General features: G+C 68.5%; 16 protein-coding genes. 13 read left to right on the forward strand and 3 right to left on the reverse strand.

The annotated features are described in order from the left end of the window. The first annotated feature begins 37 nt into the window (after positions 1 to 37). The 7 genes from LGN10_RS08655 (at position 38) to LGN10_RS08685 (ending at position 8,323) form a co-directional block, all read left to right on the forward strand. Entirely contained in the window at positions 38 to 961 is a 924-nt protein-coding gene (locus LGN10_RS08655) for a recombination-associated protein RdgC (protein WP_226223163.1), read from the forward strand. A 484-nt stretch (positions 962 to 1,445) separates the two neighbouring features. Next, a complete protein-coding gene (locus LGN10_RS08660; RefSeq protein ID WP_059574368.1) occupies positions 1,446 to 2,006 on the forward strand; it encodes a GNAT family N-acetyltransferase in 561 nt (186 codons plus the stop codon). Positions 2,007 to 2,072: 66 nt separating this feature from the next. Further along, entirely contained in the window at positions 2,073 to 3,026 is a 954-nt protein-coding gene (locus LGN10_RS08665; RefSeq protein ID WP_124659279.1) for an ABC transporter substrate-binding protein, read from the forward strand. Between the two features lie 53 nt (positions 3,027 to 3,079). Then, complete coding sequence (locus LGN10_RS08670) at positions 3,080 to 4,129, forward strand: LLM class flavin-dependent oxidoreductase (RefSeq protein ID WP_226222821.1); 1,050 nt, start codon at positions 3,080 to 3,082, stop codon at positions 4,127 to 4,129. Between the two features lie 10 nt (positions 4,130 to 4,139). Next, positions 4,140 to 5,495 carry an LLM class flavin-dependent oxidoreductase gene (locus tag LGN10_RS08675; protein ID WP_226222823.1) on the forward strand — a complete coding sequence of 452 codons (1,356 nt, stop codon included), beginning with the start codon at positions 4,140 to 4,142 and terminating at the stop codon, positions 5,493 to 5,495. Positions 5,496 to 5,556: 61 nt separating this feature from the next. Further along, positions 5,557 to 7,356: an amino acid ABC transporter permease/ATP-binding protein gene (locus tag LGN10_RS08680; RefSeq protein WP_226222825.1), complete on the forward strand. Its 1,800-nt coding sequence runs from the start codon at positions 5,557 to 5,559 to the stop codon at positions 7,354 to 7,356. 34 nt (positions 7,357 to 7,390) lie between these two features. Beyond that, a complete protein-coding gene (locus LGN10_RS08685; protein WP_226222827.1) occupies positions 7,391 to 8,323 on the forward strand; it encodes an ABC transporter substrate-binding protein in 933 nt (310 codons plus the stop codon). 75 nt (positions 8,324 to 8,398) lie between these two features. Here LGN10_RS08685 and LGN10_RS08690 read toward each other — a convergent pair whose 3' ends face one another. After that, the gene (locus tag LGN10_RS08690) at positions 8,399 to 9,493 is read right to left on the reverse strand and encodes an LLM class flavin-dependent oxidoreductase (RefSeq protein ID WP_226222829.1); all 1,095 of its coding nucleotides are present in this window, start codon (positions 9,491 to 9,493) and stop codon (positions 8,399 to 8,401) included. A 70-nt stretch (positions 9,494 to 9,563) separates the two neighbouring features. Further along, positions 9,564 to 10,532, reverse strand: a complete 969-nt coding sequence (locus LGN10_RS08695) for an ABC transporter substrate-binding protein (protein WP_059574362.1) — start codon at positions 10,530 to 10,532, stop codon at positions 9,564 to 9,566. Between the two features lie 297 nt (positions 10,533 to 10,829). Here LGN10_RS08695 and LGN10_RS08700 point away from each other — a divergent pair, with 297 nt between their 5' ends. The 3 genes from LGN10_RS08700 to LGN10_RS08710 all read left to right on the forward strand — a co-directional run bounded on the left by LGN10_RS08700 (position 10,830) and on the right by LGN10_RS08710 (position 14,067). Continuing rightward, a complete protein-coding gene (locus tag LGN10_RS08700; RefSeq protein ID WP_226222838.1) occupies positions 10,830 to 11,747 on the forward strand; it encodes a serine aminopeptidase domain-containing protein in 918 nt (305 codons plus the stop codon). Further along, positions 11,744 to 12,175: a MarR family winged helix-turn-helix transcriptional regulator gene (locus LGN10_RS08705; protein WP_059574360.1), complete on the forward strand. Its 432-nt coding sequence runs from the start codon at positions 11,744 to 11,746 to the stop codon at positions 12,173 to 12,175. Before LGN10_RS08700 ends, LGN10_RS08705 begins: the two co-directional genes overlap by 4 nt. Before the next feature lie 449 nt (positions 12,176 to 12,624). Next, positions 12,625 to 14,067, forward strand: a complete 1,443-nt coding sequence (locus tag LGN10_RS08710; protein WP_226222840.1) for a sialidase family protein — start codon at positions 12,625 to 12,627, stop codon at positions 14,065 to 14,067. A 60-nt stretch (positions 14,068 to 14,127) separates the two neighbouring features. On the opposite strand, the gene adhP is transcribed toward LGN10_RS08710, so the two are convergent. Further along, the gene (gene adhP / locus LGN10_RS08715; RefSeq protein WP_060310922.1) at positions 14,128 to 15,156 is read right to left on the reverse strand and encodes an alcohol dehydrogenase AdhP; all 1,029 of its coding nucleotides are present in this window, start codon (positions 15,154 to 15,156) and stop codon (positions 14,128 to 14,130) included. 413 nt (positions 15,157 to 15,569) lie between these two features. On the opposite strand from adhP, the gene LGN10_RS08720 reads away from it, so the two are divergent. From LGN10_RS08720 to otsA, 3 genes are all read left to right on the forward strand, one after another. After that, on the forward strand, positions 15,570 to 17,654 hold the full coding sequence (locus LGN10_RS08720) for a TonB-dependent receptor (RefSeq protein WP_226222842.1): 2,085 nt from the start codon (positions 15,570 to 15,572) through the stop codon (positions 17,652 to 17,654). 72 nt (positions 17,655 to 17,726) lie between these two features. Continuing rightward, positions 17,727 to 17,921: a hypothetical protein gene (locus LGN10_RS08725; protein ID WP_059574356.1), complete on the forward strand. Its 195-nt coding sequence runs from the start codon at positions 17,727 to 17,729 to the stop codon at positions 17,919 to 17,921. 181 nt (positions 17,922 to 18,102) lie between these two features. Continuing rightward, positions 18,103 to 19,509 (forward strand): alpha,alpha-trehalose-phosphate synthase (UDP-forming), encoded by a 1,407-nt coding sequence (gene otsA, locus LGN10_RS08730; RefSeq protein WP_059574355.1) that lies wholly within the window; start codon positions 18,103 to 18,105, stop codon positions 19,507 to 19,509. The last annotated feature ends 101 nt before the right edge of the window (positions 19,510 to 19,610 follow it).

Raw genomic sequence — 19,610 nt, forward strand, 5'->3', positions numbered from 1 at the left:
CGCGTCAGCTAGAATGACGCGCTTTGCCCGTACGCCCATGTGGTTCAAGAACCTTCAGCTTCATCGTCTTCCGGCCCCTTGGGCCGTCACGCCCGACCAGATGGAAAAATGGCTGGCGCCTCACGCGTTCCAGCCCGGCAGCAGCGTCGAAATGCAGCGCGTCGGATGGGCATCGCCGCGTGACGACGGCGCGCTCGTCTATTCGATCAACCGGCAGATGCTGCTGGTGTTTCGTGCCGAAAAGAAGCTGCTCCCGGCGTCGGTCGTCAATCAGGTCACCAAGGCGCGTGCGCTCGAGGTCGAGGAGCAGCAGGGCTTCAAGGTAGGCCGCAAACAACTGCGCGAACTCAAGGAGCAGGTGACCGACGAACTGCTGCCGCGCGCGTTCAGCATTCGCCGCGATACCCGCGTGTGGATCGACACGGCGAACGGCTGGCTCGTCATCGATGCGGCGGCACAAGCGCTTGCCGACGACGTTCGCAGCCTGCTCGTCAAGTCGATCGATCAACTGCCACTCGCCAGCGTTCAGGTGGCGCGCTCCCCGGTCGCCGCGATGACGGACTGGCTGCTGTCCGGCGAGGCGCCGGGCGGATTCACCGTCGACCAGGACGCCGAGTTGCGTTCGACCGGCGAAGGCGGCGCCACGGTGCGATACGTCGGCCACGCGCTGGAAGCGAGCGACATGCGCCGGCACATCGAAGCCGGCAAACAGTGCATGCGCCTCGCGATGACCTGGGATGACCGAATCTCGTTCGTGCTGACACCGTCGCTGACGATCAAGCGTGTCACGCCGCTCGACGTGATCAAGGAGGCGGCGGATCCCACCGCGCAGAATGACGACGAGCGCTTCGACTCGGACTTCACGCTGATGACGGGTGAACTGGCGCGGATGCTGACCGGTCTCGTCGATATTCTGGGTGGCGAACAGCACGACGCGATTCAGCAGGCGGCAGCGGCCTGAACGCCGTCGTTGTCGAGAATCGTCACCCACGACGGCGGGGATTCGCGATGACGCGACCATTCGAGGGGGGGCCGTCGCCACGCTGGCGGCGGGCCGCGACCGGCTGCTCGCGACCCTGACGAGCCAGCCGCGAATCGGCATGGCCCGTCGGCCATCGAAATGACAACGCTCCCAATCCTCGGCGATCATCTACGTCGTACACACGTCGAACGGGCACCGCCCCCACCACGCCCGTTCGCCCACCCCACTCTCCCTGCAAGCCTTCTTCCACCGCTCGCGAAATCCTTATCGAAATTGCTTCGTTCGCCTTTCCCGGCCGCGCCGCTAACGTGTTCAAAACGGCGGCGGCGCGCCGAATGCCTCGCACGCAGCACGACAGCCGCCGCCATCACGACAACCGCGTCGCGATAACGGAACAGACCGGACGGGCCGCGTGCCCGCACCCCGCCGGGAACATCCGCATCGCGCGCCATTCGCGATGCCCATGGCCACGAACGACCGCATCATCGACACGACGCCGCTCGACGTCCGCGCGCAGCCGCTGATCGACGCGCTGATCGACGAATATTCGACCCGTTACGACGCGTACCGCCCCGATAGCCGCGCGTCGGCCCGCGACGAGCTCGCACGCTACCCGGCCGAACTGTTCGCGCCGCCCGAAGGCGCGTTCGTGCTCTTGCTGCGCGACGGCGAGACGATCGGCGGCGGCGCGTTCAAGCGCTACGACGCGCAAACCGCCGAACTGAAACGCATCTGGACGCGCACCGACCTGCGCCGCCAGGGCCTCGCGCGGCGCATCGTCGAAGCGCTCGAACTGCGCGCCGTGCAACAGGGCTATCGCCGCCTCTACCTGACCACCGGCTTTCGCCAGCCCGAAGCGTGGGCGCTGTACGACCGCACCGGCTATACGCGGCTGTTCGATTCGTCGATCGATCCCGAAGCGTATTTCCACCTGCGCTTCGGCAAGGATCTCGTCGATCCGTCGCGCACGTCGACGCTCACCGACTTGTGGGCGCCCGTGCCCGAAGCGGCGCTACCGCGCTGAGCGCACGGCGTCCCGCATTTCACCTCGCCCATTCCGCCTTCCACGCTTCCACGACAGGACGCTTTCATGCATCGAGCCGTATCGCTTTCCTCCCGTGCCGCGCGCACGCTGGCCGCCGCGCTGATCGGCCTGACAGCCTTCGCCGCCGCCACGGCCGCCGCCACCGCGACGTTCGACCTGAGCCCCGAGCAGCGCGGCCGGCCGCGTGGCACAGCCGATGCGGCAGTCGAGCGCGCGGTGCCCGCGTCGTTCAAGTTCGCCGAGCCCGGCACGCTGACGATCGGCATCGCGCCGAGCCTGCCGCCGATCAGCTCGTATGCGACCGACGCGCGCACGGTGGTCGGCTTCGACGCCGATATTGGCCAGCTCGTGTCCGACAGCCTCGGCCGCAAGCTGAAGATCGTCGCGCTCGCATGGGCCGACTGGCCGCTGGCGCTCGAATCGGGGAAAGTCGACGCGGTGATCTCGAACGTGACCGTCACCGAGGAGCGCAAGCAGAAGTTCGATTTCTCGACCTATCGCAAGGATCAGGTCGGCTTCTACGTGCGCAACGACAGCAAGATCCAGGCAATCCGCGAGCCGAAGGACGTCGCCGGGCTGCGCATCGTGACCGATGCCGGCACCAACCAGGAAAAGATTCTGCTCGCGTGGGATCGCGAGAACGTCGCGCACGGGCTGAAACCGGTGCAGATCCAGTACTACGACGACCAGGCGATGCGCATCGTCGCCGTGCAGTCGGGCCGCGCCGACGCGGTCTTCAGCGTGAATTCGGTGCTCGCGTATCAAAGCGCGCAGCAAGGCAAGACGCGGCTCGTCGGTGCGATCAGTGGCGGCTGGCCGCGCACGGCCGACATCGCGATCGCGACGCGCCGCGGCAGCGGCCTCGCCGATCCGCTGACCGTCGCGCTGAACGGGCTGATCAAAAGCGGCCGCTACCGGCAAGTGCTCGATCGCTGGAACCTCGCATCCGAAGCGATCGACCAGTCGCGCACGAATCCGCCCGGGCTGCCGAAGAGCTGAGCGCCGCGCGCCCGCAACCGTCCATCCACGCTCACGCAGGAACGTCGCTCACCATGTCTTATTCGCTTTCGCTGCTGGACAAGAGTCCGATTGCCGACGGCGCGACCGCCGCCGATGCGCTGCGCTTCACCACGACGCTCGCGCAACGCGCGGAACAGCTCGGCTACGCGCGCTTCTGGGTTGCCGAACATCACGGCACGCCGGGGTTCGCCAGCTCGGCGCCGGAGATCGTCGTCGCGCACCTGCTCGCGCACACGTCGCGCATCCGCATCGGCTCCGGCGGCGTGATGCTGCAGCATTACAGCCCGTTCAAGGTCGCCGAGACATTCAAGCTGCTGGCCGCGCTCGCGCCGGGCCGCGTCGATCTCGGCATCGGCAAGGCGCCCGGCGGGCTGCCGCTGACCACGCGCGCGCTGCAGTGGTTCCACGACAAGGCGCGCAAGCCCGATTTCGCGGGTCAGCTCGCGGAACTCGACGCGTTTCTCCGCTGGGGCGTGGCCGAAGATCATCCGCTCGCCGGCGCGGTGGCGATGCCGGCGCCGCCGCAGTTGCCCGAACGCATCCTGCTCGGCGGCTCGCCGGACAGCGGCGCGCTCGCCGCACGCAACGGCTGGCGCTTCTGCTACGCGGGCCATTTCAACGGCGACGACGCGAATCTCGAACGCTCGCTCGACGCATACCGCGGCGCGGGCGGCGAGAAGCCGCTCGTCGCGCTGTACGCGGTCGCCGCGCCGACGCGCGACGAGGCCGAGCAACTGATCGGGCCGCTGAAGATTTTCAAGCTGCAGTTCGCGGGCGGCCAGAGCTTCAACCTCGCCAGTGCACAAGCGGCCGCGGAATTCGCGCGGCAAAGTGGCGCGTCCGACTACCGGATCGACGAGTTGCGCCCGACGGTACTCGCCGATACGCCCGAGCGCATCCACCGCGCGCTCGACGCATTGAGCCGGCAGCTCGACGTCGATGCGTTCGTGATCGATTCGCCGGTCACCGACTACGCGGCGCGGCTCGCGTCGGTCGAATGGCTGGGCGGCGCGCTGTCCACCACCCCGTTGCAGGCGGCCCTCACGGCCGACCGCTCCCTCTCCCCCGACCAGAACGCATGACGCTCCCATCATGACGACCCGACGATCGATCCCCTTCGGCCTGATGCTGCAAGGCGCAGGCAGCCACATGAACGCATGGCGGCATCCGAGCAACCCGCCGGATGCCAGCATCAACCTCGACTTCGCGATCGGCGTCGCGCGCAAGGCGGAAGCCGCCGGCATCGCGTTCGCGTTCGTCGCGGACGGCCTCTACATCAACGAGAAGTCGATCCCGCACTTCCTGAACCGCTTCGAGCCGCTGACGGTGCTGTCGGCGCTCGCGGTCGCGACGAAGAAAATCGGGCTCGCGGGCACGATCTCGACGTCGTACAGCGAGCCGTTCACGGTCGCGCGCCAGCTCGCGTCGCTCGACGCGATCAGCGGCGGGCGCGCGGGCTGGAACGTCGTGACGACGCCGCTCGAAGGCACCGCGAAGAATTACGGCAAGGCGCATCCCGATCACGAACTGCGCTACGAGATCGCCGACGAATACCTCGAGGTCGTGCAGGGCCTGTGGGACAGTTGGGACGACGATGCTTTCGTGCGCGACCGCGCGACCGGCCGCTTCTTCGATCGCGACAAGCTGCATACGCTCGATCATCACGGGCGCTTCTTCCAGGTCGCGGGCCCGCTGAACATCCAGCGCTCGCCGCAGGGGCAGCCGGTGATCTTCCAGGCCGGCTCGTCCGATACCGGCATCGGCCTCGCGGGCAAATACGCGGATGCCGTGTTCACGCATTCGCCGTCGATCGAGGAAACGGCCGCGTTCACGCGGCGCGTGAAACAGAGCGCGATCGAGCACGGGCGGCAGGCCGACGACGTGAAGATCTTCCCCGGCGTCGGGCCGATTGTCGGCCGCACGGCCGCCGAAGCGGAGGACAAATACCAGGCGATCCGCGACCTGCTGACGATCGACGAGGCGCTCGCGTACCTCGGCCGCTATTTCGATCACCACGATTTCACGCAGTACGCGCTCGACGCGCCGTTCCCGGAACTCGGCGAGCTCGGCCGCAACAGCTTCCGCTCGACCACCGACCGGATCAAGGCCGATGCGAAGCGCAAGGGCCTGTCGCTGCGCGAGACGGCGCTCGCGGTCGCGACGCCGCGCCCGAACTTCATCGGCACGGCCGAGCACGTCGCCGACGAGCTGATCCGCTGGCACGACGCAGGCGCGGGCGACGGCTTCATCCTCGGCTTTCCGGTGCAGGCGCAGGGCGTCGACGATTTCATCGAGCTCGTGATCCCGGTGCTCGAGGCGCGCGGCCGCTACAGCCGCGACCTGCCCGGCGCCACGCTGCGCGACCACCTCGGCCTGCCGCGCAAGGCGAGCCGCTACGCGACGCCCGCCGCCGCCGCCCGGGAAACGGCCGCCGTAGCGCACGCCTGACGCGCCGCGCCGCCCGTGCGCGGCGCGCCCGCCGATCGACCGATTCGAGGATGCCAACGACATGAGCGACACGACCCACCTCGGCGGCGCGCTGCCGCCGCTCTCTTCCCCCGGCGCACGCGGGCCCGGCACGCGTTTGCGGATCGTGCCCGCGCGCCACCGGTCGCGCACGGCCGGCACCGTGCTCGCGCTCGCGCTGATCGCGATCACGCTGCATTCGATCCTCGGCAACCCGCAATGGGGCTGGCCGGTGTTCGCCGAATGGTTCCTGTCGCCGCCCGTGCTGTCGGGGCTCGCGCGCACGCTGGTGCTGACGCTGCTCGGCGCGGTGTTCGGCTTTGTACTCGGCGCGTTCGTCGCGCTGGCGCGGCTGTCGCGTTCGCGCCTGCTGTCCGCCAGCGCGTGGACCTTCGTGTGGCTGTTCCGCTCGATTCCGCTGATCGTGCTGCTGCTGATCCTGAACAACCTCGGCTACCTGTACGAGCACGTGCGGCTCGGTGTGCCGTTCACCGACATCGTGTGGTTCGACACGCCGACGACCGACCTGATCAGCCCGTTCCTCGCGGCCGTGCTCGGCCTCACGCTGAACCACGCGGCGTTTTCCGCGGAAGTGATCCGCGGCGGCATTCTCGCGGTCGATCAGGGGCAGCTCGAAGCCGCCGCCGCGCTCGGTCTGCCGCGCGGCCGCCAGACCTCGCGGATCGTGCTGCCGCAGGCGATGCGCGCGATCCTGCCGACCGCGTTCAACGACCTGATCACGCTCGCGAAAGGCACGTCGATGGTGTACGTGCTCGCGATGCCCGAGCTGTTCTACACGGTGCAGGTGATCTATCGCCGCAACCTCGAAGTGATTCCGCTGCTGATGGTCGCGACCGTCTGGTACCTGATCATCCTGACCGTGCTGTCCGCGATCCAGGTGCAGGTCGAGCGGCACTATGCACGCGGCGCGCTGCGCAATCCGCCGCCGTCGGTGGTCACGTTCGCGCTCGCGCGCCTCGGCCGGCTGTGGCGGCGTGTCGCGTCGCGCCGCGCGGTCTCGATCGCTCGTGCACACAGCAATGCCGGCACGCATGCCGATACCGCTGCGGCCGTCTCGCGCACCGGCGGCGAAGTGGCCGTGCATGGCGTGTCGAAGCAGTTCGGCATGCAGCGCGTGCTCGACAACGTGTCGTTCGTCGCGCCGCGCGGCAGCGTGACCGTGATCGTCGGGCCGTCGGGCTCCGGCAAATCGACGCTGCTGCGCACGATCAACCATCTCGAACGCGTCGACGACGGTTTCATCGACATCGACGGCGAACTGATCGGCTATCTCCGCGACGGCGACGTGCTGCACGAGCTGAAGGAGCGCGACGTGCTGAAGCGGCGCACGGCCGTCGGCATGGTGTTCCAGAACTTCAACCTGTTCCCGCACCTGACGGTGCTCGAGAACCTGATCGAAGCGCCGGTCGCCGTCGCCGGCGTGACGCGCGATGCGGCCGAGCACACCGCGCGTACGCTGCTCGCACGGGTCGGCCTCGCGGACAAGGCCGACGCGTACCCGCGCCAGTTGTCCGGCGGCCAGCAGCAACGCGTCGCGATCGCGCGGGCGCTTGCGTTGCGTCCGAAGGTGCTGCTGTTCGACGAGCCGACGTCGGCGCTCGATCCCGAACTCGTCAACGAAGTGCTCGACGTGATCAAGGAGCTCGCGCGCTCGGGCACGACGCTCGTGATCGTCACGCACGAGATCGGCTTCGCGCGCGAAGTCGCGGACAACGTGCTGTTCATGGAGCGCGGGCGCATCGTCGAGGCCGGGCCGCCCGCCGTCGTGCTCGACGCGCCGGCGCATGCGCGCACCCGCGCGTTCCTGTCGCGGGTGCTGTGATGCGCGCCGCTCCCGACTCGCGAGGTGCCGCACGATGACCGATCGACGCCAGTTCATCACGGCCGCGCTGGCCGCGGCATCGGGCCTGCCGTGGCATGCGGCGCGGGCGGCGGCCGCCACGGCCGACCTCGACCCGCGCCAGGCCGGCCGCCTGCGCGCCGGCCCCGACGACGCGGCCATCCGTGCGGCCAGCGGCTACCGCTGGGTGCGCGACGGCGCGTTCACGGTCGCGATTTCACCGCACGCGCCGCCCGTGTCGACCTATGCGACCGACGCGCGCACCGTGGTCGGCGCCGATCCCGACTATGCGCAATTGGTCGCGGACACACTCGGCCGCACGCTCGTGCTGGTGCCGATCGCGTGGGCCGACTGGCCGCTCGGGCTGACGTCCGGCAAATACGATGCGGTGATCTCGAACGTCGGCGTGACCGAGAAGCGCAAGGAGAAATACGATTTCACGACCTACCGGCTCGGGCTGCACGGCTTCTACGTGCGCACCGGCAGCCCGATCGCGAAGATCGCGGAGCCGAAGGACGTCGCGGGTTTGCGCATCATCACCGGCGCCGGCACGAGCCAGGAGCGCATCCTGCTCGAATGGAGCAAGCGCAACGTCGCGCAGGGGTTGAAGCCGGCCGAGCTGCTCTATTTCGACGACGATGCGACCGCGCGCGTCGCGCTGCTGTCGGGCCGGGCCGATGCGGAGCTGAACCCGAACGCATCGCTCGCGTACGAGGCCGCGCGCACCGGCAAGATCCGCCGCGTCGGCGTCGTCAATGCGGGCTGGCCGGCGAATGCGGACGTCGCGATCGCGACGCGTCGCGGCGGCGGGCTCGCGCCCGCGCTGACGCTCGCGACCAACGCGCTGATCGGCAACGGCCGCTACGGGCAGGCGCTCGCGCGCTGGGGTTTGCAGAGCGAGGCGATCGCGCGGGCGGAGACCAATCCGCCGGGGTTGCCGTCGTTCTGAGCGTTTCGTTCAAAACCATCGCCCCGGCATGTCGTCACGGACATACCGGGGCGATTCGATTGACTTGTCGTTCCCCTACGCGGGCACCGCGGACCGAGAGCGATCGAGTTCCGCAACGTGCGCGTGAATCGCCGGGATCAGGTCGCGCCCGTAGGCCAGCGCATCGTCGAGCGGATCGAAACCGCGAATCAGGAACGTCGAGACGCCGAGCCGGTAATACGCGCCCAGCGCTCGCGCAACCTGTTCCGGCGTGCCGACCAGCGCGGTCGAATTCCAGCGTGCGCCGGTCAGGTTCGCGACACCCATCCACAGCCGCTCGTCAAGCACGTCGCCCTGCGCGGCGGCCGCCATCAGCCGCTGCGAGCCCGCATTCTGCGGCGCGTGGCCGTCGATCGGCTGGCCGTTCGCAAGCCGCGCCGCACGCACGCGCTCGCGGATCGCCTCCGCTTTCTCCCACGCGGCCGCCTCGGTATCGGCGACGATCGGCCGGAACGACACGCTGATGCGCGGCACACGCCCGAACGGCGCGGCGGCGGCCCGCACGCGCGCGATCTGCTCGCGCACCGCGTCGAGCGGCTCGCCCCACGTCATGTAGACATCCGCATGCTCGCCCGCGACCGCGAGCGCAGCCGGCGACGAGCCGCCGAAATAGATCGGCACATGCGGTCGTTGCGCGCCCTTCACGACCGGCGACGCACCGCGCAGCCGATAGAACGGGCCGTCGTGATCGACCGGCGCATCGGCCAGCCAGATCCGTTTCAGCACGTCGAGATATTCGCCGGTGCGGCGGTAGCGCGCATCGTGCGGCACGAAATCGCCGTCGCGCTGCAGGTCCGCATCGTCGCCGCCGGACACCACGTTCAGCGCCAGCCTGCCGCCGCTGAACACGTCGAGCGTCGCTATCTGCCGCGCGGCGGCCGACGGCACGATCACGCCCGGCCGGTGCGCGAGCAGCAGGCGGATGCGTTCGGTCGCGGCGGCCGCGAACGACGCGACGATGAAGCCGTCCGCCGCGTTGCTGAAATGGCCGATCAGGATCTGGTCGAAACCGGCGGCCTCGTGCGCCCGCGCGAAGCGGCGCACGTAGTCGGGCTGGACGGCCGCGCCGCCCGGTACGTCGACCTCCGCGCCGGGTGTCGCGGTGATCATGCCGATGATGTCGACTGGCATGTCGGGATGTCCTTGGGTATGTCGATCAGGAATCGCGGGAATCGCTGCAATCGTGACGCGGGCCGCCCGGTCACTGCGCGGCTGCCGTCTTTTGCGCGGGCGCGGCGAACGCGCCCGCATACGAGCGGTCGAGCAGCTTCGACGTGTCGTACGCGGCCGGAATCACGCCGGCCTTGTACAGGAAATCGGCCGTGTTCTGCGCATCCTTCGCGGCCGTTTCGTCGACCGGGCCGACGCGTTGTTTCGCGTTGTCGAGCCAGCGATACGCGACGTCGGGTTCGAGCTTCGCGCGCTTCGCCCACAGGTCCGCGTACTCGCGCGGATGAGTGTCGACCCACTGGCGCGCCACCACCACGCGCCGCAGGAAATCGGTGATCTCGGCGCGCTTGCCCGACGCGGCCTGCTCGTTCGCGGCGACGAAGCTCAGCGCCGGCATCAGCCCTTGCGCGGTCGCTACGGGGCGCGCGCCTTGCCGCAATGCGAGCGTGCTGACGAACGGCTCCCACAGCGACACCGCGTCGACCGAACCGTTCGCGAGCGCGTTGGTCGCGTCGATCGGCATCAGGTACGCGTACTTCACCGAATCGGCGCGCAGGCCCGCGTGTTCGAGCGCGCGCAGCACGAGCTGCTGGCTCCAGGCGCCGCGCCATACCGCGATGGTCTTGCCCTGCAGGTCGGCCACGGTCCGCACCGGCGAGTGCTTCGGCACGAGGATCGCGACGCCGTCGAGGCTCTGCCGCGACACGGCGACGACCTTGACCGGCGCGCCGCGCGCGGCCAGCGTGAGCAGCGCGGAATCGCCGAGGAAGCCGAGGTCGATCGCGTTGCCGTTCAGGCTTTCGGCCACCGGCGCGGCGGCCTGGAAGTGCTTCCACTCGATCGTGTAAGGCAGGTCCTTCAGCACGCCGGATGCTTCCATCGACGCCTGGATGTTGAAGTAGTTCTGTTCACCCACGCGCAGCGTGACGGTGTCTTTGGCGATGCCTGGCTGCGCGGCGAGCGCCAGCAAGAGCGCCGTGACGATTCGGCTCGGCAACATGATCTCCCGGAAGGTTGGCGGGCGGCCTTGCGACGGCGACGCCCTATGGTCCGCCGTGCGAAACCGCCGGCGCAACGGATGGAACCGGTGAAGATACGTCGATCCACTTCATGACACAAACGCAATATTCTTCTATGTAAAGATGCAAATATTTTATGAATTACGCGTGCATGCCCGGGGCTCGCCGCACCACGGCCGCCACGTGAAATTCGAATGATTCCTCGATGGATATTTCGTGCACGAAATAAATCCCACACTATATTTCGCATACGAAACAACTGCCCGAACGAGGACGCCATGACCGCCCAACCCATCGAGTTTTCCGCCGCCGACGGCTATGTGCTGCACGGCACGCTGTGGTCGCCGCATGCGCCGCCGCGCGCGCTGGTGCTGATCCATCCGGCGACGGCCGTGCCCGAGCGGCTGTATGCAGGCTTCGCGCGCTTCCTGACGGAGCGCGGTTTCGCGGCGCTGACCTACGACTATCGCGGCATCGGCGCATCGCGGCCCGCGCGTCTGGGCGCGCTGCAGGCCCGCATGCGCGACTGGATGGAGCTCGACGTCGGCGCCGCGACCGCTTGGGCCCGGCACACGCATGAAGGGCTGCCGCTGCTGGCGGTCGGCCATAGCGTCGGCGGACATGCGATCGGGCTGTCCGGCGCGACGACGCATCTGCGCGCGGCCGTGCTGGTCGCCGCGCACGCGGGCAGCACGCGGCTGATCGCGCGGGCGGCCGAACGCCTGAAGGTGCGGCTGATCCTGCGCGTGCTCGGCCCGCTGACGTCCGCACTGCTCGGCTACGTGCCCGGCAGGCGGCTTGGGCTCGGCGAGGATCTGCCGGCCGGCGTGTTCCGCGAATGGAGCCGCTGGACGACGCTGCCGCACTACTTCTTCGACGATCCGACGCTCGGCGCGGCCGAGCGCTTCTCGAAGCAGCGCTTGCCGATCCTCGCGCTCGGCTTCGACGACGATCCGTGGGCGAATCCGGCCGCGATCGGCCTGCTGGTAAGCTATCTGACCCGCGCGAAGGTCGAACGCCGCCAGATCGATCCGCGCGCGGCGGGCAGCGGCCCGGTCGGGCACATGGGCTTCTTTCGGAGCCGGCCCGGCGCGGTGCTGTGGCCCGACGTCGCCGACTGGCTCGCGCAGGCGCTCGACACGCCGCGCACCGCGGGCCGCCCCCCCCTTTCCATTGCAGCCGGGAACCCAGCTTGAGCGAAGACCGACGACTGTTTTTCCTGTTGAACATCGGCCAGCGGCGCGTGCAGCGCTGGATCGACCGCAAGGCCGAAACCGACACGCGCGCGAGCGCCGCGCAGGCCGGCGCGCTGTTCTGCCTCGCGAAGCAGGACGGCGCGCTGATCGGCGAAGTCGGCGCCGCGCTGCAGCTCGCGCCGTCCGCGATGACGGGGCTCGCCGACCGGATGGCGAAGGCCGGCCTCATCACGCGCCATGCCGATTCGGACGACGGCCGCGCGACGCGGCTATACCTGACCGACGCAGGCCACGCGGCCCTCAAGCGTGCGCGCGTGCTGCTGCGCGAACTCAACGGCAAGCTCTGCGACGGGTTTTCCGATGACGAACTCGACGTCGTCGCCCGCTGGCTGCATGCATTGCAGGAGCGGTTTCCGGCGGAGCGCTGAACGGCGCTTCACACGCGCGCGACCGGCTCGTGCCGGCATCGATCGCAAGCGATTGCGATTCGCGTTTTCGATTCGATTTTCATGTCGCCGCAACGGCAAATCTTGCGTGCCGGACGCCCGCTTCCGGCAACGCTTTCCGGCTACGTCCTGTTACAAAAAACCGCCTGTCGCGCGACATTCGAATCGCCTACATTGCAATCCACTTCGACACATTCGTCGCATGCCCGGACTGGCTTTCCCGACGGGTCGACATCGCAGACACAGCCGACAAGCAAGGAAAACGAAGAGGAGTCTTGACCGAAGCGCTGGCGGCATCCAGCGCACGCGGATCGCGATGGCTGAAACGGCATGCTGAACGGCACGTAACGACGCGTGCGGCACGACCGGCCGCACCGGTGTCGTCTCGTCGTGCCCCGCCATCGCCTCCGCACCTCACCGAGGAGTCGTCCATGCGACGCATGATCGCGTCCCATCCGCTTGTTACCCGCCTGTCCGCCGCGATGGCGCTGGCCGCCGCCGCGGCGCACGCCGAGCCCGTCGTCGTGTCCGGGCCGAGCCCGTTCGCCGCGTGCACCATCGGCGGCCCGGGCACCAACTACGTGAATGCAGAAGTCGAACCGTGGCTCGCGGTCAATCCGGCGAACCCGAACAACATGATCGGCGTGTGGCAGCAGGACCGCTGGTCGAACGGCGGCGCCCACGGGCTCGTCGCCGGCTATACGTTCGACGCCGGCGCGACCTGGGCGCGCACGCCGCAGCCGTTCAGCGCCTGCGCGCCGGGCGGGCTCAAGTACGAACGCGCGTCCGATCCATGGGTCTCGTTCGGGCCGGACGGCACCGCGTACTCGGTGTCGATCTCGTTCAACCAGTCGAACAACGGCAACGCGGTGGGCGCGTCGGTGTCGACCGACGGCGGACAGACGTGGAGCAGCCCGGCCGTGCTGATCGCGAACGACGAGCCGACGACGCAGTTCTTCAACGACAAGGAATCGGTGACGGCCAACCCGGTGAAGGCCGGCACCGCATACGCGGTATGGGACCGTCTCGAACTGCCGAACGGCAACCCGTACGCGAACCTGCACACGCAGGCGTACCGCGGGCCCACGCTGTTCTCGAAGACGACCGACGGCGGCAAGACGTGGAGCGCCGCGAAGGTCATCGTCAACGTGCCGTCGCGCCAGCAGACGATCGGCAACCAGATCGTCGTCGATCCGAAGAGCGGCACGCTCTACGATTTCTTCGACCTGATCCAGCCGCCGTTCGGCAAGGCGGCCGGCAAGGTCGCGTTCGTCAAGTCGACCGACGACGGCGCGACGTGGACCAAGCCGCGGATCATCGCGGGGCTGCAGACGGTCGGCGTCACGGATCCGAACACCGGCGAACCCGTGCGCACCGGCGACATCATTCCGGAACCCGCGATCGACCCGGCATCGGGCCAGCTCTACGTCGTGTGGCAGGACAGCCGCTTCAATGGCGGCACGTACGACGAGATCGCGATATCGACGTCGAAGGATGGCGGCGCGACGTGGAGCGCCCCGCGACAGGTGAACACGCCGACCGGCCGCCCCGCGTTCAATCCGTCGGTGCGCGTCGACAACACGGGTGCGGTGATGGTCACGCACTACGACTTCCGCGACCTGCAGGCCGGCAACACGACGACGCTGCCGACCGGCTTCTGGCGCAAGATCTCGCACGACGGCGGCGCCACGTTCGCCGACGAGCGGCGCGTCGGCGGCCCGTTCGACATGAAGCTCGCGCCCAACGCCGAAGGGTTCTTCATCGGCGACTACCAGGGGCTCGACGTCATGCCGTCGTCGTCGTTCCATCCGTTCTTCGTGCAGACGAGCGCGGGCAATCTGACGAACCGCACCGACGTGTTCTTCGCGCCGTGATGCGCGGATGACCGTCACGCCGCCGCGACGCGATGCGTCGCACGGCGGCGTGCGTGGGCATCAATGCATGTCGGTGAGCACGATGCGCCCGTCGACCTTCCCTTCCCGCAGCTTCGCGAACACGTCGTTGATGTTGCCGAGCCGGTCGCGATGGATATGCGCGCGCACCAGGCCGTCCGCCGCGAAATCGAGCGACTCCTGCAGATCGCGGCGCGTACCGACGATCGACCCGCGCACGGTGATGCCGTTCAGCACGGTCGAAAAGATCGGCAGCGGGAAATCGCCGGGCGGCAGCCCGTTGAGCGCCACCGTACCGCCGCGCCGGACCATCCCGAGCGCCTGCGCGAACGCGCTGCGCGACACGGCCGTGACCAGCACGCCGTGCGCGCCGCCAATTTCCTTCTGGATCACTTTCGCGGGATCGTCGACCGACGCATCGATCGTCAGATGCGCACCCAGTTGCCGCGCCAGCGCGAGCTTGTCGGGTGAAATGTCGATCGCAGCGACGTGCAGGCCCATCGCACGCGCATACTGCACGGCCACGTGCCCGAGGCCGCCGATGCCGGAGATCGCGAGCCACTGGCCCGGGCGCGTATCGGTGACGCGAATGCCCTTGTAGACCGTGACGCCCGCGCACAGGATCGGCGCGATCTCGTCGAATGCCACCTGCGCGGGCAACTGGCCGACGTAATCGGGATCGGCCAGCACGTATTCGGCGTAGCTGCCGTTCACCGAATAGCCGGTGTTCTGCTGGCCATGGCACAGCGTTTCCCATCCCGTGCAGCAGTACTCGCAATGGCCGCAGGCCGTGTAGAGCCACGGCACGCCGACGCGGTCGCCCTCGCGCACGTGCGTGACGCCCGCGCCGACCGCCGCGACGATCCCCACGCCTTCGTGGCCCGGGATGAACGGCAGCGACGGCTTGACGGGCCAGTCGCCATCGGCCGCGTGCAGATCGGTATGGCAGACGCCCGACGCCTTGATGTTGACGAGAATCTGGCCGGGCCCCGGCGTCGGGACCGGCACCTCCTCGATACGCAACGGCTCGCCGAACGCGTGTACCACGGCCGCTTTCATGGTCTGGGTCATGCGTTGCTCCTGTCTGGTCGATGAGCGACCCAGTATCCGGTTTCGGAATCGGAGCGCGTTGATACGCGTCAACGCATTGGAACGGATGCAGCGGTCGACGCGGCTTCGGCACGATCGGCGTCGTTTGACGCGCAAGCGCGAGCCGCCGATTGCACGCCGCCCGCTGTTCCCGCCGCGCCTTCACCGTTCCAACGGAAAGCCGACGAGATCCCGTCATCCGGCTTGGAATTTGACATGATATAACATATCATTTCGCGTGCTCGTCCATCTGAGGCCGTTCCAGTCAGGTGGCCGCGCGTCGCCGAGCCATGTTCCAACGGGTCACTGCGCGTCACTGACGCAACAATATATCGTATCTATCCGTGACCCGCATTGCTCGTTATCCGATCCCGATTCCGACCGATTCACCGACCATGCGCGACCTCCCTCGCTTACCGCTTCGCCCGCTCTCGTCCCTGTCGCTGATGCTGTTCGCCGCCGTCGCCCACGCGCAGACCGATGCGCCCGCCGCACCCGGCACGCCAGCCGCCTCATCGTCGCCGCTCGCACCGATCTTCGTGACCGCGAACCCGCTCGGCGACGCCGAACCGCTCGCACCGACCGTCCAGCTTTCCGGCGATGCGCTGACGCGCCGCCAGGCCGATTCGCTCGGCGAAACGCTCGACGGGCTGCCCGGCGTGTCGACCACCACCTACGGGCCGATGGTCGGCCGTCCGATCATCCGCGGGATGGACGGCGACCGGATCCGGCTGCTGCAGAACGGCGTCGCGGCGTATGACGCGTCGTCGCTGTCGTACGACCACGCGGTGCCGCAGGATCCGCTGTCGATCGAGCGCGTCGAGATCGTGCGCGGCCCGGCCGCGCTGCTGTACGGCGGCAATGCGGTGGGCGGCGTGGTCAACACGATCGACAACCGGATTCCGCGCGAAGCGATCCAGGGCGTGACCGGCGCGCTCGACGCGCGCTATGGCGGCGCGAATTCCGTGCGCGCCGGCGCTGCGCAGGTCGAAGGCGGCAACGGCCGCTTCGCGTTTCACGTCGACGCGTTCGATCGCGAAACGAGCAAGCTGCGGATTCCCGGCTACGCACGCAGCAGCCAGCAACGCGCGATCGACGGCCCCGACACGCCGCAGCCGGAAGGCAACGTGCCGAACAGCGACGGCCGCGTGCACGGCGGTGCGGTCGGCGCGTCGTACACGTGGGCGGACGGTTTCGCGGGCCTGTCGTACAGCGGCTACGAATCGAACTACGGCTCCGTCGCGGAGAGCGACGTGCGGCTGCGGATGCGCCAGGAACGCCTCGCGCTCGCATCCGAGGTGCGCAACCTGAGCGGGCCGTTCACGAAACTGAAATTCGATTTCGCCTACACCGATTATCGCCACAAGGAAGTCGACAACGGCGAGACCGCGACCACCTTCCGCAATCGCGGCTACGAGGCGCGCATCGAGGCGCGCCATCGCAAGATCGGGCCGTTCGAAGGCGCGATCGGCGTGCAGTTCGGCCAGAACACGTTCTCGGCGCTGGGCGACGAAATGCTCGTGCCGTCCACGCGCACCAACAGCGTCGCGCTGTTCGGCCTCGAGGAATGGCAGGTCGTTCCGGCGCTGAAGTTGAGCTTCGGCGGCCGCTTCGAGCACGTGAAGGTCGATCCCGATCCGGCCGGCGTGGAGAAATTCGCGCTCGCGCAGCCACGCGACTTCAACGCGGGCAGCCTGTCGGCCGGCGCGCTGTTCTCGCTGACGCCCGTATGGTCGGTCGCGGCGAACGTCGCGTACACCGAACGCGCGCCGACTTTCTACGAGCTGTATTCGAACGGCCCGCACGATGCGACCGGCCAGTTCCTGATCGGCAACCCGAACGCGTCGAAGGAAAAGGCCGTATCGACCGACCTGTCGCTGCGCTATGCGAGCGGACCGAACCGCGGCAGCGTCGGCGTGTTCTACAACCGCTTCTCGAACTATCTGACCGAATACAACACCGGCCGCGTGGTGGACGACGACGGCGAACCGGTCGCGCCCGGCACCGACGGCTCGCTCAACGAGGCGATCTATCGCGGCGTGCGCGCCGAGTTCTACGGCATCGAGCTGGACGGCAAGTGGCGTGCATTCGCGCGGCGCGGCCATACCGTCGATCTCGAACTGACGGCCGACTACACGCACGCGCGCAACGTCGATACGGGTCAGCCGTTGCCGCGCATCGCGCCGCTGCGCGCGACGCTGGCAGCCGACTACGGCTACGGCCCGTTCGGCGCGCGTGCGCAAGTCACGCACGCGTGGTCGCAGCATCGCGTGCCCGACAACGACTTCTCCACCGACGGCTACACGTCGCTCGGCGTGATGCTGACGTACAAGTTCCGCGTCGGGCCTACGCACTGGCTCGCGTACCTGCGCGGCGACAACCTGACGAACCAGGAGATTCGCTACGCGACGTCGGTCGTGCGCGGCTTCGCCCCGCAAGGCGGCCGCAGCGTGATGGCCGGACTGCGCACCACGTTCTGACCTTCGTACGGCCCGCGGCGCCCGCTGCGGGCGAACACGACGCGCTTCGAGGGGAATCTCACGATCGCGCAGATGGACGAGACGACGCAGCGGAACGCGGCGCGGCAGCGCGGCGTCGTCGGCCGGTACGCGCCGCGGAGGCTTGCGCACACTGCGTTCGCCGTGCGGCGCAAGTTTCGGTCCCGCTCGGGCATCGCCCGTTACCGTATCGCTGCCATGGATACCGCGCGGCAGGCGCCCGCCCCGTCCGTCGACACGGACTTTTAAAACGCACGAATGACGAGTATCCTAAAAAAAGCACTTTTCGACCGGGCGGCGAATCGCGTGCCCTGACTCCCGTCCGATCGCCATGCGGCCCCGTCGTATCGCGCACCGCGCGCCGACGGCGGCGTCTGCCTCTCGCGCCTAGGCCGCACGAACCTTCCCCCAACAATCGTCAGGAGAGCTGGTGAGCCGACTCGTCGTCGTATCCAATCGCATCGCGGACCCTCGTAAAGCCGCGGCCGGCGGCCTCGCCGTCGCCGTGAAGGACAGCCTGCAGGAAACCGGCGGCGTCTGGTTCGGCTGGAGCGGCAGGCTACGCGGCGGCGACGATCAGCCCACGCATGGCGACGACGTGCAGGTCCAGAACGTCGGCGGCATTCAGCTCGCGACGGTCGATCTCGATCCGCAGGACTACGACGCTTACTACCTCGGCTACTCGAACAACGTGCTGTGGCCGGTGTTTCACTACCGGCTCGATCTCGCGCAGTTCGACCGACGCTTCGCCGACGGCTACCGGCGAGTGAACCAGTTGTTCGCGCGCAAGCTGCGCACACTGCTGCGGCCCGACGACGTGATCTGGGTGCACGACTATCAGCTGATTCCGCTCGCCGCCGAGCTGCGCGCGATGGGCTGCACGAATCCGATCGGCTTCTTCCTGCACATTCCGATGCCGCCGCCGCCGATCATGGCCGCGATCCCGGAACACGAATGGCTGATGCGCTCGCTGTTCGCGTACGACCTCGTCGGCTTCCAGACCGAATCGGATCTGCTCCACTTCGAGCATTACGTCGAGGCGGAAGCCGGCGCGGCGCGGTTGCCGGACGGACGGCTACGGGCATTCGGCCGCACGCTATCGGCCGGCGCGTTCCCGATCGGCATCAACGTCGACGAGTTCGAGTCGCTCGCGCGCGATCGCGACGGCCTCGACATGTTCGAACGCATGCGCGACGAATATTCGCGGCGCCAGTTGCTGGTCGGCGTCGACCGGCTCGATTACACGAAAGGGCTGCCGCAGCGCGTGCATGCATTCCGCGAGCTGCTCGAACAGTATCCGGAGAACCGCGACCGCGCGACGCTGATCCAGATCGCCGCGCCGAGCCGCGAGGATCTCGGCGCGTACGACGACCTGCGGCGCGAGATGGACAGCCTGTGCGGCGCGATCAACGGCGACTACGGCGAGCTCGAATGGATGCCGATGCGCTACATTCACCGCACCGTCGCGCGCAAGCGCCTGCCGGGCCTTTACCGCGCGAGCCGGGTCGCGCTCGTCACGCCGCTGCGCGACGGGATGAATCTCGTCGCGAAAGAGTTCCTCGCGGCTCAAGACGCGGCCGACCCGGGCGTGCTCGTGCTGTCGCGTTTCGCGGGTGCGGCCGAACAACTGAAGTCGGCGCTGCTCGTCAATCCGTACGACACGCAAGGCACCGCGCAGGCGATCCAGCGCGCGCTCACGATGCCGCTCGAAGAGCGCCGCCAGCGTCACGCGGCGCTGATGGCGATCATGCGCAAGACCGACGTGCACTGGTGGCGCACGCGCTTTCTCGAAGCGCTCACCGAAGCGGCCGAAGTCGCGGCCGCGACCGAATCCTGACGCGCCGACGCGCACTCGCCTCCCCGTCGTCGTGCAAGCGAGCACGATACCTCTCGACCGATACGTGCGCGTCGCTCATGGCGGCGGCTCCGTGGCGGGAA

This window comes from Burkholderia sp. AU32262, from assembly GCF_020419985.1.
In the GTDB taxonomy this organism is placed as follows: domain Bacteria; phylum Pseudomonadota; class Gammaproteobacteria; order Burkholderiales; family Burkholderiaceae; genus Burkholderia; species Burkholderia semiarida.